Below are 15,910 nucleotides of genomic sequence, written 5' to 3' on the forward strand. Positions count from 1 at the left end.
GGGCGATTCCATGAACTCGGTCGGCAGAACTATTGATGAAAACCAGATAGAAACTCTTACCTCCGTATTAGACTCAATGTATCCCGTACGGGAGAAGATTGCGCGTACGTTGGACCGATTTCTCGCTTATAACGAAGACCCTCGAGAGTGCAATTTTGTTCGTGAGGAAATCGCTGAGTCATGGATACGCTCCCGCAGCTATGGTATTACTCAAGATATTGATCTTTCATCCAAGAGAGTCAAGCCTTCAACATGGAAACGTGTTCTGAAGAACAGTGGAACCTTATTAAGTGTTGCAAAAGAGATTTTACTCAAGGATTTATCCTTTGTAACTCGCCATTCAGACTTCAGTGCTTTTTTGTTTGATGATAAAGGGATCACATTATTGCCGGTTAACGGAGGAAAAACATTCAGCTCCGTCGTTCCCGGTCTGGACGTCTCTGAGGAATCCATCGGAACAAGCAGCCATTCTCTGTGCATTTACCATGATACGCCCACATTTCTGGTCGCTCCGGAAAATTTTAATTGGACTATCCAGGATGTAAGTGCCTCAGTCTCCGTGCCGATTCATTATGAGAACGGAACCCTGGCCGGTGTCTTAACCTTTACCTATAATCGTGATAATGATCTTTATCTAACAAGCAGGGAAATGTTAAGCGGAATGATTGCCTTTCAGTTTTCCTTAGTCCAGAAAATCGAAAATTCGCTGAAGGGATTAGAAGATAATCCGAAAACATCCCCAAGTCAAACACAGAACTATCTACTATTTGAGATCATCCGTTCGTTAACCGATGCCTGTTTAGTAGCGGTGAACAGGAAGGGAGAATTCCTGCATATTAACATAGGTGCCGAAAAACTATTGCAGGCCACCATCAAACAGCTTAAAGGAACAAATATTATAGCGGTAACCGGAAATGAACTACGTTTGATCGATGCACTTAAAAGCAATAAGTCAACACCTGATTTTCCAATCCAACTATTTAGCAATGGCAATCCAATAGATTGCGTAATGCGAGTGGTACCGGTTAATGATAATGAAGCGATCATACGGTTTAAGCAACTTAAATCCTCTAAACCCAATAATTCAGAAAACCTCTCTGCTATTTATACTTTTTCAGATATTGCCGGCGAAAGCCCTGAACTTGCCAGAACCAAGCAACTTGCTCAGAAATTTGCTTCAACTTCCCGCAACATTATATTGTTCGGGCGAAGCGGAACAGGCAAAGAGTTGTTTGCCCAGGCTATTCATAATGCCAGCCGATCTCAAGGCCCTTTCATTAGCATTAACTGTGCTTCCCTTCCCAGAGGACTGGTTGAAAGTGAATTTTTCGGGTATGAGGGAGGTAGTTTTACCGGAGCCGACCGCAAAGGGCGGGCAGGCAAACTGGAACTGGCCGACGGAGGCACTTTGTTTTTAGACGAAATCGGTGATATGCCGCTGGGTTTTCAACCGATTCTGCTGAGAGCACTTGAAAACAAGCAGGTCATGCGTATAGGAGGTAATCAGTATGTTCCCACCAATTTCCGGGTCATCGCTGCTACCAATAAAGATATCCCTGATCTGATTTCTAGAAACCTGTTCCGGGAAGATTTATATTATCGGCTCTCAAGCCTGAAATTATTAATTCCTTCTTTAAAGGAACGGAGAAATGACATCCTTGTCTTGGCCCATTATTTTATCCACAAACAATGTCAGGAGTATAATCTGCCCATACCAACCATAGAACCGGACGTTGAAAAGGCCCTCATCTCCTATGAGTGGCCTGGCAACATTCGTGAATTGCATAACTGTATCGGCACAGCCTTAACTTTGGCTGAAGATGGTGTGATTAAAGTAGAGGACCTTCCTCCCGAGATCCTCTCTCAATCTTATGACGTTAATGAAACGTTTGAGCCAAAGACTCTTGATGAAATGGAAGAAACGGCTATACGTGACGTTATGTTCAGGACGGGGCATAATGTAAGCAAAGCCGCTCGCTTCTTAGGGATAAATCGTACAACACTGTACCAAAAGCTAAAAAAGTACCATATTAGCACTATTTGATTTCTTAATTTAAGCCACGACGTATAGTCACCCAGACACAGGCAGGGCCCGGAGATATGCGCGCGTACTAGACCACATCCCGAAAAAGTATACTAAGGATGATTAAAGAAGAATTTCTTAGACTTCGCAAGAGGTCTAATTTTTATGCCCTCTTTTCAACTAATTGCCAATAAGCCATGGATGCCAAACCCTGGGTACATGAATAAATGAAAAGGACCTGCCGCCCCACGTTTGCCATAAACGCTTCGCGCCAGATCCTTACCCGATTATATCAGTAGTTTCAATATTTTCAGTGTACTTGCCACTCATGCTGCTTACAAAAGTTTTTAAACAAATGGATGGAAGGATTTTTATTGTTGTTGTGCCATGCCAAGACAAAATCTTCATAGACTTTGTCGCTGTCAATATCCACATAAGTTACCGACTGATGACCAGCAATTTTGAACGACCTTGGAATAGGCGCAATTCCCATACCTGCAGAGGCCATGGCAATAGTCGTATCATAATGATCAACCAGTCTGGCGTTTTCCATATCAAACCCGGCCTGACTCAGCCGTTCGTTGATTTGCCTCAAACTTCTCACGGCATTTTTATTATTACTCATGATAATTTTTTCTTTTTTTAAGCATTCAGGTTTGATTTGAGCGTATTGAGCTAATGGGCTGGACTTAGAAACGGCTATTGCCGCATAATCGCGAAACAAAAATACGCTATCAAGTACCGGAATATCGTCAACTTCCGACTGTTCGTTAAACATAACATCCAGCCTGCCATTGACTAAATCATGGGTTAAGGCCCCCCAAGTTGCCACGACCATATCGATCTCGATATAGGAAAACTTTTTATGAAACGCTTGAACCAATTCATGGATATTAGCCCATTCAGTAGGGCCATGGTAGCCGATATATAAATGATTATTTCTGGATTCGCTGATTTTTTTAGCTTCAATTTTAGCCTTCTCATAATACTCAAGAAGATTAGCAAAGTCTTTTTGGGCAGATTCTCCCGCAGGTGTTAACTCCACTTTATGGCGAGTCCGATTGAGCAATTTAACTCCGAAGTCTTCTTCAATGCCATTGATTTTAATACTCATAGAAGGTTGTGAGATAAACATCTCTTTCGCAGCAAGGGAAAGATTTAAATGTTTGGCAACACTTAAAAAGCACTTCAAATCAAATAAATCCACTAGCCTCACCTTATTCGAATTATTTTTCAGAGGTATCTTGTGAAATTAATAGTAAGCCAACCAACCAGTATTGTCAATTAAATCCGCTTTGAAAGAGATTATTATATTTTTTATCTATAACCTTATTGGTTATTCCAAAAACCATTGCATCTCTGGATATGATAACTTATTCACAGAAGGTTGTGAAATAAATACTATAAGGAGGCATTTAATTCATGAGTTTTACGAGAAGAGATTTTCTTAAAGGGGCAACGTTTACGGCCGCAGGTGTCGCTATGACCGGTATTCTCGGAGGCTGCTCCAGTGCAGGCACGTCTAATACTCCCGCTGCCCCCGCCGATAACAGTGCAACTAACACCCCTGCCAAAAGCACCAAATGGTATGATGAAGCCTATTTCCAAAAACCGGCTCCTATTACGGACATTGCCGAAAAAATCGATGTGGATGTAGTGGTCGTCGGTGCAGGAAACGGCGGTTGTATAGCGGCTGTCAGTGCTGCCGATCTGGGTGGAAAAGTCGCCTGGGTTGAACAAAATGCCGGAACCATTACCTGGGCCGGTGAAATTGCCGCTCTGAACTCCAAAGTGGCCAAGGAAAAATTCGGCGTATCCTATACTGAAGAAGAAAAGAATAAGATTGTCAACGATATCTGCCGCTATGCCAGCTATGAAGTCGATCAGCGTTTGGTTAAGCTATGGGCGGATCATTCCGGCAGAACCATGGATTGGTTTGTTGATAAGATGGAAGCCAAAGGTATTCATATGTTTCTGGAGACGGACACCTACAAGAGCAATGTCTATACAGTGCTTCCTGTGACACATACAGTTTATAAAGGCGAATTCGTAGAACTCGGTCCCAATCAGATGGGGTCCCAATTAGCCAATCCTGCCTGGGTGGAATATGCCGAGGAAATGGGAGTGAAAAAACTTTTCGAGCATACCGCCCAGCAATTGGTTCAGGATAGCAGCGGCAAAGTGACCGGAATTATTGTACAGCGCAAAAGCGACAAGGCTTATATCCAAATCAATGCGGCCAAAGGAGTTATTCTCTCCACCGGCGGCTATTCAGGCAATACAGCGATGATGGATGCCTTGCGTTTTCGCGGTAAAGATTTTGTTGCCAATAATCTGGGGGGCGACGGACACAATGGCGACGGCATCAAGATGGCGCTTTGGGCCGGTGCCGCAATTGACCGCAATCAATGCGGGAATGCCTTTAATCGGGCGGCAATTGATTTGGATCATCATGTTGGCGAACCGTTTACCAGTGGCTTGAATGATATCTGGTGGCCGGGAAGCCAGCCTTGGCTGAAAGTTAATACCCGGGGGGAGCGTTTTATGAATGAAGACGGTCCTTATGATTTTCAGATTTATGGCGGCGTCAGCCAGCCCGGAAAATTCTGGTTCCAGATTTTTGATTCCAACTATTGGGATGATGTCCAGGCCTTTCATACCACAATTTGCTCGCGGGTCGTGGCGGCCAAAGGGGCGCGTAATTCTGAAGTACTGCCCGGAGTATTTCCCGCTAAGAGCAAAGAGGAATTTGACGGCGCTTTTATGGCGGCGGCTTTAAAAAGCGGCAAATTGAAAAAAGCAGATACTCTGGAGGATTTGGCAAGCCAGCTTGGCATTCCCGCCGGTGCTTTTGCGGAGACGGTTAAGCGTTATAACCAAAACGCGGAAAACGGCTTCGATACAGATTTCGGCAAGAGTCCGGCGAAAGTCCGGCCTGTAGCCAAGGCCCCCTTCTACGGTATTGCCGTAGGCAGCTGGTTATTGTGCACTTTTAACGGAATCAAGGTTAATACGAATCTGCAAGCCATCAATGAGCAAGGCGATCCCATAGAAGGATTGTATATCACAGGCAATGACAGCGGCGGTTTCTTTGCCAACAGCTATCCCGAATATTACGGCGGATTGGCCCATGGCAGAACCACCTGCTTCGCACGTCTGGCGGCCTTGCACGCCGTCACGGGATCCATTTACGAAAGCTGATTGGAAACCGGAAAATCAAATTTAAATTAAAGGAAGAACTTTAAAATGAAAAAACTAATCGTAAAAAAGCTTGCGGCAATAGTTTTAAGCGTTACTTGTCTGGCATCCATAGCAGGATGCAGTGCCGACAGCGGTGCTGGAAGCGGTACGGCAAACGGCTATAAGGATGGCACTTATGAAGGGGTCAGCCCCAACGGAATCCATGGGGAGATTGCCGTTGTCGTCGAAATAGTAGACGGCAAGATTACTGATGTCAAGGTGACTTCCCACGGTGAAACCGAGGGCATTGGGTCACTGGCCGTCGAACAGCTCCCCGGAAAAATCGTTGAAGCCCAATCCACAGAGGTTGACGGGGTTTCTGGAGCATCGGTATCCTCCGCTGCCCTTAAAGAAGCTGTAAATGACGCTTTGACGAAAGCAAAATAAGCTGCCTTGTCCTGGAATAAAAGTGGTCATGCTGTGCCGATAAAAGCACACATGACCACCTCTACTAATCTAGGATATAAGAAAATGGTGAACGAGAAATTATGCTCTTGTTCACCATTTTGCATACCTCATGGCACCTACGTACTAAGATCTGCCTGCCTATGAGTTCAATCCATATAGTTGGTATCAAAACCCAGGTAGGAAGCTGCTAAAAAGAAAACATCATACAGGAACAGAAAGAGGACTTGAGGCCAAACATCGGGCAGGCTCATTCCCTTAGCTATATCCACCGTCATACTGAGACCGATGAACAGGGCCGGCAGGAATAAAGGGAGTGAGACCACATTGGCCAATAACTCCCGCCCCTGACTTTTAAGGGAAAATAAAGAAACCAACAAACCAATGGCTACAAAGCCTACCGAAGCCAAAAGTGCCGGCACTAAGATCTGGATCATGGCCATAGGAAGGTTAAAAAATAAAATGATGAAGGGAAAGGTGATGAGCTCTACGCTGATGACCAAAAGCAAGTTATACATAAATTTGCCTAAAAAGATGACTCGGGGCGAAACCGGACAGAGGAACAGCGCGTCCCAACAGCCTGCTTCATCCTCCATAGCCAGGGATCTGTTAAGCGTCTGAAAGAGCAGATAAACAAGAATCAGCCAAAGAGTCAGGGCAGCCATCTCTGGTTTAGAGCCGGGGACCTTCGCCGAAACAAGACTGGCAAGAAAAATCAAGGTGAAGGATAGAAAAACCAGGGAAGTAAACAGCTTCTTTTTCCCTGCTTCAATCTGAAGATCTTTATAAGCCAATGCTAAAGCTTGTCTGATCATTGCCCCACCTTCCACCGATAGAACTCTTTAAAGGTCGCTATACTGTCTTGCCAAGGTTCATCAAATACTATGGCGCCTTGGTTAAAAATGATAACCCTTTGTCCTTTCTCAATCTCCGTATTAAAATCATGGGTAGCCGTCACCATGGTCTTATCTTCCACCGAACTTAAAAAACGGGATAGATATTCGGAGGATTCCAAATCCAGCCCTGAGTAGGGTTCATCAAGGAGCAAGAGCTGTGGTTTATGGAGCAAAGCCTTGATGATGAGCAGCCGTTGTCTCATCCCTTTCGATAACTGTGAGACTTTACTGTCCAGTTTCATGTTCAGATTAAACTGAACCAGCAGCTCATGGATTCTTTCCGCCAATTCCGGCTGATCGATACTGTACATTTTTCCATAAAATTCGAGGTTCTGCTTTATGGTCAAAGATTCATATAAATGACCTGATTGGGGGGCAAAACCGATACTGCCCAATAGTTTTGTGCGCATGGCTGGTGGATACCCCATGATCTTGATCGTTCCCGAAGACGGGGTGATCAGGCAGGCCAGAATTTTAAGAAAAGTGGTCTTCCCTGCTCCGTTAGGACCAAAAACAAGAATTTTTTCACCGCGGCTCACCTTAAGGGTTATATTCTGCAATGAGAAACCTGTATCAAATTCCTTACATACGTTTTCCAAAAGTATCATATCAGCCCTCCACGTTGTGGTCCTTAAACAATGCAGGCCCAGCGCGTATTCTTTATAAGTATACTACACATCTCTCCGCTTGAACAAAAAGAGAAACCCGGCAAAACTCAATAGGCCGGGTTTCCCATATTTTTTACATAGTCATCATTCTAACAAAAGCTTGGTTTATTCTGATCCTGACCTACCCTGATCAGGGTTTAACATATTCATCACTGACCAGCAGATCAGCTATGACCTCAGTGGGGATGACGAACTCCTGCATTCCCATAACCCCAGGCCCCACTTCATACTTATCAAAAGAAATCACCAGCTTGTAATCGGAATTAATATAGAAACTTTGCTCCGGCTTAATCTGGGTAAAGGGCTCAAAATAGTTTTCTTCGTCCTTATTCTCATCCGTAACAACCCAGTACATTAAATTAGAATCGGCTTTCATCTTCGCTTTCATCTCATTCACGATATAGTCACTGATCACCTGAACATAGCTGTCATCTTTAAATAAGCTGGGCAGGGTAATCAGGACCTGATTCACCTTGTCAATGGTGTCATACTTAAATACAGTGGAAGAGGACCCTACAGTGTTGACTACATAACGCCCAATGGCTAATAACCGCTCATTATCCGTCTTGATTTCATAACCGCTGTCGACTCCCAAATGTCCATCGCCCAGGGCCTTCATTTCTTCGACATCAGCCATAAAGTCCTCATAGAGTTTTTTGTTTTCCTCTAAATACTTCTGGTTTAAAGCCTGGCCCAGTCCGCTTTCCTCCAACCCGCTGATGGCGGGGACTTCGATATTGGCTTGGTGCCACCCATCATCATACTGATAATCCCGAAAAGTAAGCACTTCGACTATATTTTTCATTCCCGGCACATCGGCTATGACACTGGCCATGGTGGGACTTACATTAATTCCTCCTATAAAAACCACAACGGCGGCGGCGGCTGTTGCGACAATCTTGCGACCCATCATCAATCGACTCCTTTGCTGTTTTTTCTTGCCATCCTCGATCGCTTTCTGAACAACCTGTTCCAGCTCCTTGGGGATCGGCATTTTATGATACTCATCCTTTAGTTGAGAAAGTTGCTTATCATCCATGTTTGATCTCCTCCATAGGTTCTTCCATTTGCACGCGAAGTTTTTTGAGGGTAGCATAGAGACGGGACTTTGTGGTGTTCACATTTTCCTGTAAAACCAAAGCTACTTCCTCAATTTTGAGATCCTCATAATACCGAAGAATGATGCGGCCGCGCTCAGCAGGAGGCAATTTCTCCAGAGCGGAAGCTAAATCCAGATCGGAGCCTTCCTCATAGCCGGCAGCAGGTTCATCGATATATGTACTGATTGTTTCAGAATCCACTACAACCAAGCGTTTTTGCTTACGCAGGAAATCGAGAGCTGTATTGACGACAATGCGATACACCCAGGACTTCATACCCTGAGAGTCCCTTAAAGTGTTCACAGAGGAAATAGCTTTTATGATCGATTCCTGAACTACATCCAAAGCGTCCTCCGGATGTTTAACATAACTGTAGGCAAGCCTATAAATAGTTTCCTGATTGGCGATGAGATAGCTCTCAATCTCCCTTGTTAGCTCTTTCTGATCAAACATACCTGACTCCTTTTGAAGTGCACTTCATCTGAGAAGGTTTTTCTCTCTCTACTATAGAGACGCCGAGAAGATAAAAAAAGTTTTAATAGAACGTGACCTTTTCCTTTCCCGTCTCGTTTAAGTTATTGAGGAGGTGAACATGTGGAATCCAAAATTGGCCCCCCGGCCTCCAGTATGGAGACCTGGTATCAAGAGACCGTAACCAAGCTGTATCGCTTTATTTACTCCCAACTACAAAATAAAGAAGAAACAGAAGACATTACTCAGGAAACCTACTTACGCTGTCTTAAGCAAGCTCCGGACGCTCTCCCGCCTTATCCCTATCTCAAGCAGATTGCCCGCAATCTGATGACCGATCGCTACCGCCATAAATTAGTAGCCCAAAGCCATCTTGAACATCTCCCGGAGCCTGAGCATCCTTCCCTTGAAGAAGAGTGGCTGACCCGAGCCACCCTTCAGGAACTGATGAATCAGCTTCCCTCAGATTATCGTCAGATTTTGGAGTACCGCATTATTCAGGGCTATTCCCGCAAGGAAACCGCCACCCTGATGGGACGCAGTGAAAGCTCCATTCGCGGGCTGCAGTATAGAGCTTTACAGACCCTACGCTCCTACATCCACCTTTATCAACAGAAAGGAGGGGACTTGTGATGAATACCGATCATCCTAAAGGCCATCCCACACCCGAAGAGCTTCTCGACCATTATATCGACATTTTAAATGAAAACGGTTTTCCTGAGGACTATGATACCATAGAAGATGAACAGGGGCTCCACTCACTCGCCAAAAAGGTTAAAACTTTTGCTTCCGAACCCAGCCAGGAATTCATGGCAAGCCTCTGGCAAAAAATTGAACCCATGGCAGCAACGCCCTCTACTATCAATGCACCCGCCACCGCCAATATACCCGCCACCACCAAAGACACTTTAAGAAAGGAAGGGAATTCTCTCAAAATGCCAAAAAAATTCTTCCCCTGGGCAGGCTTTGCCGCCAGCATCCTTGTCTTCCTGCTCCTCTTCTCTCCCTGGTCCGGCTCCAAGCAAAATATCGTCATGGCCATGGAGGAGTCCGTGAAGCAGCTGCAAAACTATCATGGCGTCCTGGAAAAGGTCAGTACCAATGAAGCCGGTGAGCGTCAAGTTCTGATCCGCACAGAAATCTGGTCTGACGGTGAAAACTATGCTACAAAAACACAAGATGGACTCCTTACCGTGAACAACGGGGAAACCCGTTGGAGCACAAACCCCGCTGCCAAAGAAATCACCCTCCTCCCCGTTTACCTGGATCCCCACGATTTTGATCTTCAAAAAGAAGCCGCCAAGGCTTTGCGTTATCCCCACCAAATCATTGGCGACGACACTATCGCCGGACGGGCTGCCACCCGTATTGAAATTCAACCTCCCGGCGGTCTCCCTTATTCGTTATGGATTGACCAAAACACCCATCTCCCCATACAGCTGCAAACCGCCATGCAAAAATCTCTGCAAACCACCTACACCTATGTCAGTCTCGAAACCAACACCTCTCTGGCTGCTGACATCTTTGCTTATCATCCCCCCCAGGATTATAAGCTGATCGACAATAACCCGGATAAAGTTATGGCATCTTTGGCAGAAGCCCTCACTGCCAGCGGCATCAATCCTGTCCAGCTTGCTGAAACTCCCCAGCGGATGTTTGCTTCAGCAAATCGTCTGGTTTTTGACTTTGGCGATACCATCGTCATGCAAACAAAAGCCACGACACCCTTCGTCCCCGATCGCCTCGCCACCCTGGGAAAAGCCGGAGATGGCCCTCTCGAAATCTTACCCAAGAGCTTGCGCTGGCAGCAAGCTGATCTGGAAATCCTTGTTCAAGGAGAACGGGTGGAAGAATTGGCAAAGCAGCTCTCCACAAATCTCGACTTTACACCGCAAGTCGGCCCCCTTCCCCAAGAGGGTGTGATTCCTGTGGAAATTGACAGGGAAGTGGTAAAAAACAGCCAACAGCAAGTAGATGCCGGAAGCAGTCCCTGGCAACTTGATCCCAGCCAAGTGGCCTTTACCTTCGTCGCCCTGAAGATCTCCCCGGAAGGAATCACCGGCGAACCCCCTCTGGACTACAATGCCCTCCAGCTGACTGATAATGATGGCCAAAAAGCTGTCATTCAGGTATCCGAAGGTCCGGTAAAAACCGTCTATCTGGAGCGCTTAATCCGTCAGGATGAGACAGGTATTTGGACCGTCACAGGCTATGTCCCCCGCTGATTCAGCCCTGAAGCCGCAGCCTGCGAAAACACGCAAAGGGAGCAAGCACTTGCACATAGGCAAGGCTTGCTCCCTTTATAACTGTTATGACCTGTATGCTTATACTTATCGCTTCAGGCACTACCCTTTTAAAGCCGGGTAATCCTTATAAAACTGCTCGATTTCGGCATTGATACCTTGTACATCCACCGATTCTTTCTGCCGGTCGGCCAGAGCATACTTCTCTTTCAGCTTTAAGACACGATAAACACTTTCATCGATCCGGTCCGCGGGAATTTTCCCTGTCTCTGCAGCATGAAGGATCTCCTTGAGAACAGCCTCTTCTTTCGCGAAATCATGGCAGACCAGGACAATATCGCTGCCGGCCAGGATGGATTTCACCGCGGCCTCACCGATATTATAATTCTCCACAATAGCCCCCATAGTCATATCATCCGTAATCACGACCCCGTTATAGTCCATCTCTTTGCGCAGGATATCGCGGATAAGAACTTCTGAAAAGGATGCCGGATAATCCGGGTCAAGCTTCGGCAGCAGGATGTGAGCCAGCATAATGGCATCCACATCATTGGCAATGGCTTCTGCAAATGGCCTCAGCTCAAAATTCCTTAATCGTTCCAGATCATAATCAACGCGGGGCAATCCCACATGGGAATCCACCGAAGTATCCCCATGACCGGGAAAATGTTTAACCACAGAGATAATGCCCTGCTCCTGGATTCCCCCCATAGCTTGTATGCCCACTTTACTGACAAGCTCGGGGTTGCTGCCGAAAGCCCGATCACCGATCACTTTATTCTTGGGGTTGCTGAAAATATCGAGAACCGGAGCGAAATTCACATTCATCCCAAATCCCTTGACTTCCCGGCCCAGGATTTCTCCCATCTTCTTCCCTAAAGCACCACTATTCTGGGCTCCGACCTGCTGACTGGAAGGCATCTTCTTGAATTCAGCAGGCATCCTGGATATCCTGCCCCCCTCTTCATCAAGGGCCAGGAATAAGGGAATTCTATTGACTCCATTGGTCTCTTTCAAGGTGTTGATCAAGTTTAACATCTGCCCGCTATCCCTGACATTTTTCTTTAAGAGAACAAAACCGCCCACATGATAATTTTCAATCAACTGCTGAGCATTAGCGTTTATTTCATACCCGTCCACTCCCACCATCACCAGCTGCCCGACCTTCTCTTCCAAGGTCATAGCTTGGATCCGTTCCTGCAGGGGGTCAATCTCGGGGGGCTTTTCTGAGGGTTCAGCCGGATTATTGTTCCCCTGCTGATCGTGTTGACCTGGTATGGGAAGGTTACCCTCCTGGGGATTCAACCTTTGGGATAAAAAGAGAAATCCTAAAACCAAAGCGGCAATAATGATTACGAATATTGCTATCGTTCTTTTGCCCATGTTACCTCTTACCTTTTCACACTATTTTGAAAAGCCTGGCCTTTAGCGCGATGCTGCCTGATATAGCCAAGCTATTCTTAATCTTATTGTAAACCTATTTTCCTTATTCATGTATAGTTTACCGTTTGGCTACCGTGAACCCTTGGTCCAATAATTTTTCTTCCCACTCCATTAATAAGAGGACAAGATCATCGGTGTAATCGGTCTTGGTCTCATCCTTATCATATTCAAGCTGTTCAAGAACTTCAAAGGTAAAATTTTCTCCCCCTTGCTCCTGCCATTTCTTCATCAGCTCCCGACAAGGAAAGAACCCTGCCTCCAGCTTAAACCGTATCCCATTAAGGGCCGCCCGCAGATTTTGACTTCCCTCGATATAACACCAGGCCTCTTTTCCAGACCGAACCCCTACGATTCCCATATCAGGCCTCATCTGCTTATATTGCTCTTTAAGTTCCTTTTTTCTATCCATGACTTAATACCCCATCTCCTTAAGAATTGCTGAAAGAGTCCGCAAACGCTCCCCTAAGAGCTCATCATCATTACAGAGCGCTTGATTAAACAACTTGATATCTTCATTAATTTTCTCATTATCAGTGCAGACAGCCACCGTCATGGCATCACCTTGCAGACCAATTCTGTCAATAACCGGTTTTTCCGGGTCATAGAAATTATCATAACGATAAGCTTCTCGGAAATGAAGCTTAGTCCGGCAAACCAGAATCGCTAAATCAAGAACCCTATGAAGGGGCAGTTCTTCCGATTGTCTGGACCACTTTTCTCCGGTATATCTCCATACTTTAGCGGAAATATCTACTTTACCCCGATCATTCCACTGAGCTAATCCTAAAGAAAGGCCTTTGGCATCAGACTGATAGGCATACCGGCCATCCACGTTTTCATAGTTTTCAGATACGATCACCGGTTTATGCTTTAAACTCGTTGGTATGTTCATGATTAAAACCTCCATCACCAAAATAATATTTGACCATCTATATCAGGCTATACTTATCTAGTAATTTACTAAATTGCTAGATAAGTATAGCCACCACATTACCTTTTGTCAACAAACCCCTTTCCACCATATCGGCGTAAAGGCAGAAACTACTCGACAGTTTGGCCACTCAAAAATAAACAGACCCCGATAACTCAGGGTCTGCTAACCGATGGGCTGAAGACTGGCCGTGCTCACTCTTTCCTCTCATTGCTCAGGGACTGTATTACGCTGTCGAGACGGCTTCGTACAGTCGGGTATGAGATTCCCAATTCCTTTTCAACTTCTTTTATATTTCCCCGGCATTTAAGAAAAGTTTCCACAAAGAGAAGCTGATCATCAGGTAACTTGCAAAATTTACAGGTGTGAAATTCTCCTTCGAGGGTAGTAGAACAATGGGTACAGAACAATTTGGTCACGTGCATCTCATGCTTACAGATCGGACATTGATGAGGAACCTTATAATCCATCTTTGTCACCTCAATTTTTCATCACGGCTGCCATATGCTGGATTCCGAACCTCCTCTCTCCATGACTACCTACTCACATTTTAAATAATTTTATTAAAATTGTTAAGAAAAATAATTAAGAAATTTAGAAAAGTTAGGGCAGGACCGGCCCTTGCCCTAACTTAAATAACTTCTATAGCTCCAACATCCCTTTGAGTCGCTTTACTTCAGTTAAAATAGCATAATATTCTTTATCAAGTTCTTCAACATTATCTTTTTTAGCAGGCATGGAAATTCTGCCAATCACTTCCGACAGACGATTCTGCAAGATAAAGATTTCCTTTTCAATTTCTTCCTTTGCCTTGCCACCCTCTTTGTTTTGCTGTGCCCAATAATCTTCATAGCCTCCCTTGAACATCTTGATCCTATGATTCTCAATAGTCATGATCTGATTGGCCACTGAGCTAATGAAGCGGCGATCATGGGAAACAAACAGCAGGGAACGTTCATAGTTTTGCAGGGCATCCTCGATAACCTCCAGGGAATTGATATCAAGATAATTAGTCGGTTCATCAAGGATTAACAGGTTAAAGTCCTGACAGAGAATCTTGGCAAAAGAGGCTTTGACCCGCTCCCCTCCGCTCAGCACATTCACTTTCTTATACACTGCATCCCCTTTAAAAAGCAGCCGGGCCAGCAATTGTCTTACAAAGCTCTCCTCATAGATGCTTTCTCCCATCACATTGGCCAATATACTGGTCTCTTCGTCAAGTATACTTAAATCCTGACTAAAGTAGCCGATTCTGGCACTGGGAGCAACCCTTATGGAATCTTCCCGGTTGATGATCATTTTAAGCAGGGTACTCTTTCCGCAGCCATTAGGCCCCATCAAAGCCACCTTGGCCTCATTCTCAATACGAAACTCCGCATTCTGGAAGATGACTTTACCGTCAAAGGCTTTGTTGAGCCCCTTCCCCTCGATAATAACCTTACTATGCAGCTTCTGGGCATCAGCGATATCCAGCTTGATCTTCGCGGTTTGCTTAGGTTTTTCCTTAACTTCCAGCTGCTCAATTCTCGTTTCCACACTTTTTTTGGCCCGGTCAAGATTAGCCTTGGCTTTTTGATTCCCCATCTTATGGAGTCTGGCCTCAGAATTTCCCATTCGCCGGGGAGTCTTACGCACCGATTTGGATTTTTCGCCGGTTTCGATCACGACTCTCTCCAGCCGCTTTTTTTCGGAAACGTAGTGCTCATATTCAAACTGGGCTCTTTCTCTTTCCCTGACCTTTTGCTCACTATAGCTGCTGTAATTGCCCGGGTAAATCTTAAGCCGGCCATCTTCCAGTTCCAGAATCTTAGTGCATAAACTGTCAAGGAGAGTACGGTCATGAGAAATGAGGAATAATCCTCCGGAATACTTCGCAAAATAGTGCTCGATCAGTTCGATTCCCTCCAGATCCATATTGCTGGTGGGTTCATCGGCAAAGATCATGGTGCTGTTTTGGCTCAGGCAAGCGGCCAGCTTAAAGCGGGTCTTTTCCCCACCGCTCATACTCTCGCTATAGGTCATGGGGATGTTGAATTTCGACGCCATTTCCTGACTGATCTCTTCATGCTCAGGCGGCTCCAGCTGGGAAATCGTTGAGGACTGGCCATAGGCTTTCACCCATCCTTCATCAGGTGCAAGCTTCTGGCTGAGAAGGTTGAGCAAGGTGGTTTTACCCACTCCATTAATGCCCACGATGCCGATTCTATCTTCAGAATAAAGGCTTAATTTTTTGATATCAAGGATCAAACGGTCTCCAAAGTATTTTTTTACATTGCTGCATTCTACTAATAAAATAAAAAACCCCTCCTAGTGTTACCGGAGAGGATAGTGTCATTTCAGATTACAACGCAATAAACCATACTTCTACCTATGTCTCAAAACCGTTTTCGGTCACAAGGCATTTTAGAATATATAGTAAGATCCCGTTATATGAAAAGCTATCCACAGAGAATAATCACTATCCACTCACAGTTAAAAATGCATAGGTTT

15 protein-coding genes are annotated in these 15,910 nt (G+C 45.3%); 5 read left to right on the forward strand and 10 right to left on the reverse strand.

Translation table 11 applies throughout. The features are described 5' to 3' along the window. Window positions 1–10 precede the first annotated feature (10 nt). Window positions 11–2,044 carry a sigma 54-interacting transcriptional regulator gene (locus DESLBE_RS11165; protein WP_144676824.1) on the forward strand — a complete coding sequence of 678 codons (2,034 nt, stop codon included), beginning with the start codon at window positions 11–13 and terminating at the stop codon, window positions 2,042–2,044. Between the two features lie 289 nt (window positions 2,045–2,333). Here DESLBE_RS11165 and DESLBE_RS11170 read toward each other — a convergent pair whose 3' ends face one another. Continuing rightward, a complete protein-coding gene (locus DESLBE_RS11170; protein ID WP_243131291.1) occupies window positions 2,334–3,230 on the reverse strand; it encodes a LysR family transcriptional regulator in 897 nt (298 codons plus the stop codon). A 215-nt stretch (window positions 3,231–3,445) separates the two neighbouring features. Between DESLBE_RS11170 and DESLBE_RS11175 the strand changes: the two genes are divergently transcribed. Together DESLBE_RS11175 and DESLBE_RS11180 are read left to right on the forward strand one after the other, a co-directional pair. Further along, window positions 3,446–5,224 (forward strand): FAD-dependent oxidoreductase, encoded by a 1,779-nt coding sequence (locus DESLBE_RS11175; RefSeq protein ID WP_144676829.1) that lies wholly within the window; start codon window positions 3,446–3,448, stop codon window positions 5,222–5,224. Window positions 5,225–5,269: 45 nt separating this feature from the next. Next, a complete protein-coding gene (locus DESLBE_RS11180) occupies window positions 5,270–5,650 on the forward strand; it encodes an FMN-binding protein (RefSeq protein WP_144676831.1) in 381 nt (126 codons plus the stop codon). A 167-nt stretch (window positions 5,651–5,817) separates the two neighbouring features. Here the strand turns inward: DESLBE_RS11180 and DESLBE_RS11185 are convergent, their stop codons facing one another. The 4 genes from DESLBE_RS11185 to DESLBE_RS11200 form a co-directional block, all read right to left on the reverse strand. Continuing rightward, window positions 5,818–6,483: a heme exporter protein CcmB gene (locus DESLBE_RS11185; RefSeq protein ID WP_144676833.1), complete on the reverse strand. Its 666-nt coding sequence runs from the start codon at window positions 6,481–6,483 to the stop codon at window positions 5,818–5,820. Further along, entirely contained in the window at window positions 6,480–7,172 is a 693-nt protein-coding gene (locus DESLBE_RS11190; protein WP_144676835.1) for an ABC transporter ATP-binding protein, read from the reverse strand. Before DESLBE_RS11190 ends, DESLBE_RS11185 begins: the two co-directional genes overlap by 4 nt. Window positions 7,173–7,362: 190 nt before the next feature. Then, entirely contained in the window at window positions 7,363–8,271 is a 909-nt protein-coding gene (locus DESLBE_RS11195) for an RsiV family protein (protein WP_144676837.1), read from the reverse strand. Beyond that, window positions 8,264–8,785 carry an RNA polymerase sigma factor gene (locus tag DESLBE_RS11200; RefSeq protein WP_005813613.1) on the reverse strand — a complete coding sequence of 174 codons (522 nt, stop codon included), beginning with the start codon at window positions 8,783–8,785 and terminating at the stop codon, window positions 8,264–8,266. Before DESLBE_RS11200 ends, DESLBE_RS11195 begins: the two co-directional genes overlap by 8 nt. 141 nt (window positions 8,786–8,926) lie before the next feature. Here DESLBE_RS11200 and DESLBE_RS11205 point away from each other — a divergent pair, with 141 nt between their 5' ends. Both DESLBE_RS11205 and DESLBE_RS11210 read left to right on the forward strand, forming a co-directional pair. After that, entirely contained in the window at window positions 8,927–9,436 is a 510-nt protein-coding gene (locus DESLBE_RS11205) for an RNA polymerase sigma factor (protein WP_144676839.1), read from the forward strand. Continuing rightward, on the forward strand, window positions 9,436–11,028 hold the full coding sequence (locus DESLBE_RS11210) for a sigma-E factor regulatory protein RseB domain-containing protein (protein ID WP_144676841.1): 1,593 nt from the start codon (window positions 9,436–9,438) through the stop codon (window positions 11,026–11,028). The genes DESLBE_RS11205 and DESLBE_RS11210 overlap by 1 nt, the downstream gene beginning before the upstream one ends. 120 nt (window positions 11,029–11,148) lie before the next feature. On the opposite strand, the gene nagZ is transcribed toward DESLBE_RS11210, so the two are convergent. The 5 genes from nagZ to abc-f all read right to left on the reverse strand — a co-directional run bounded on the left by nagZ (window position 11,149) and on the right by abc-f (window position 15,715). Beyond that, complete coding sequence (gene nagZ, locus DESLBE_RS11215; protein WP_144676843.1) at window positions 11,149–12,429, reverse strand: beta-N-acetylhexosaminidase; 1,281 nt, start codon at window positions 12,427–12,429, stop codon at window positions 11,149–11,151. Window positions 12,430–12,547: 118 nt separating this feature from the next. Continuing rightward, window positions 12,548–12,898, reverse strand: a complete 351-nt coding sequence (locus DESLBE_RS11220; RefSeq protein WP_005813604.1) for a GIY-YIG nuclease family protein — start codon at window positions 12,896–12,898, stop codon at window positions 12,548–12,550. Between the two features lie 3 nt (window positions 12,899–12,901). After that, the gene (locus DESLBE_RS11225) at window positions 12,902–13,381 is read right to left on the reverse strand and encodes a DUF6530 family protein (RefSeq protein ID WP_015943189.1); all 480 of its coding nucleotides are present in this window, start codon (window positions 13,379–13,381) and stop codon (window positions 12,902–12,904) included. 233 nt (window positions 13,382–13,614) lie between these two features. Next, window positions 13,615–13,890, reverse strand: a complete 276-nt coding sequence (locus tag DESLBE_RS11230) for a DUF2089 domain-containing protein (RefSeq protein ID WP_015943188.1) — start codon at window positions 13,888–13,890, stop codon at window positions 13,615–13,617. Between the two features lie 172 nt (window positions 13,891–14,062). Continuing rightward, window positions 14,063–15,715, reverse strand: coding sequence for a ribosomal protection-like ABC-F family protein (gene abc-f, locus DESLBE_RS11235; RefSeq protein WP_144676845.1), 1,653 nt, complete (start codon window positions 15,713–15,715; stop codon window positions 14,063–14,065). Window positions 15,716–15,910 lie beyond the last annotated feature (195 nt).

The sequence above is a fragment of the Desulfitobacterium sp. LBE genome (assembly GCF_007830365.1).
In the GTDB taxonomy this organism is placed as follows: Bacteria; Bacillota; Desulfitobacteriia; order Desulfitobacteriales; family Desulfitobacteriaceae; genus Desulfitobacterium; species Desulfitobacterium hafniense.

Coding starts and splice junctions, on each gene's coding strand:
- DESLBE_RS11220 (WP_005813604.1), bottom strand. CDS start 12,898: ATGGATAGAAAAAAGGAACTTAAAGAGCAATATAAGCAGATGAGGCCT.
- DESLBE_RS11210 (WP_144676841.1), top strand. CDS start 9,436: ATGAATACCGATCATCCTAAAGGCCATCCCACACCCGAAGAGCTTCTC.
- DESLBE_RS11180 (WP_144676831.1), top strand. CDS start 5,270: ATGAAAAAACTAATCGTAAAAAAGCTTGCGGCAATAGTTTTAAGCGTT.
- DESLBE_RS11175 (WP_144676829.1), top strand. CDS start 3,446: ATGAGTTTTACGAGAAGAGATTTTCTTAAAGGGGCAACGTTTACGGCC.
- DESLBE_RS11185 (WP_144676833.1), bottom strand. CDS start 6,483: ATGATCAGACAAGCTTTAGCATTGGCTTATAAAGATCTTCAGATTGAA.
- DESLBE_RS11195 (WP_144676837.1), bottom strand. CDS start 8,271: ATGGATGATAAGCAACTTTCTCAACTAAAGGATGAGTATCATAAAATG.
- DESLBE_RS11200 (WP_005813613.1), bottom strand. CDS start 8,785: ATGTTTGATCAGAAAGAGCTAACAAGGGAGATTGAGAGCTATCTCATC.
- nagZ (WP_144676843.1), bottom strand. CDS start 12,429: ATGGGCAAAAGAACGATAGCAATATTCGTAATCATTATTGCCGCTTTG.
- DESLBE_RS11230 (WP_015943188.1), bottom strand. CDS start 13,890: ATGGATTATAAGGTTCCTCATCAATGTCCGATCTGTAAGCATGAGATG.
- DESLBE_RS11225 (WP_015943189.1), bottom strand. CDS start 13,381: ATGAACATACCAACGAGTTTAAAGCATAAACCGGTGATCGTATCTGAA.
- DESLBE_RS11190 (WP_144676835.1), bottom strand. CDS start 7,172: ATGATACTTTTGGAAAACGTATGTAAGGAATTTGATACAGGTTTCTCA.
- DESLBE_RS11165 (WP_144676824.1), top strand. CDS start 11: ATGAACTCGGTCGGCAGAACTATTGATGAAAACCAGATAGAAACTCTT.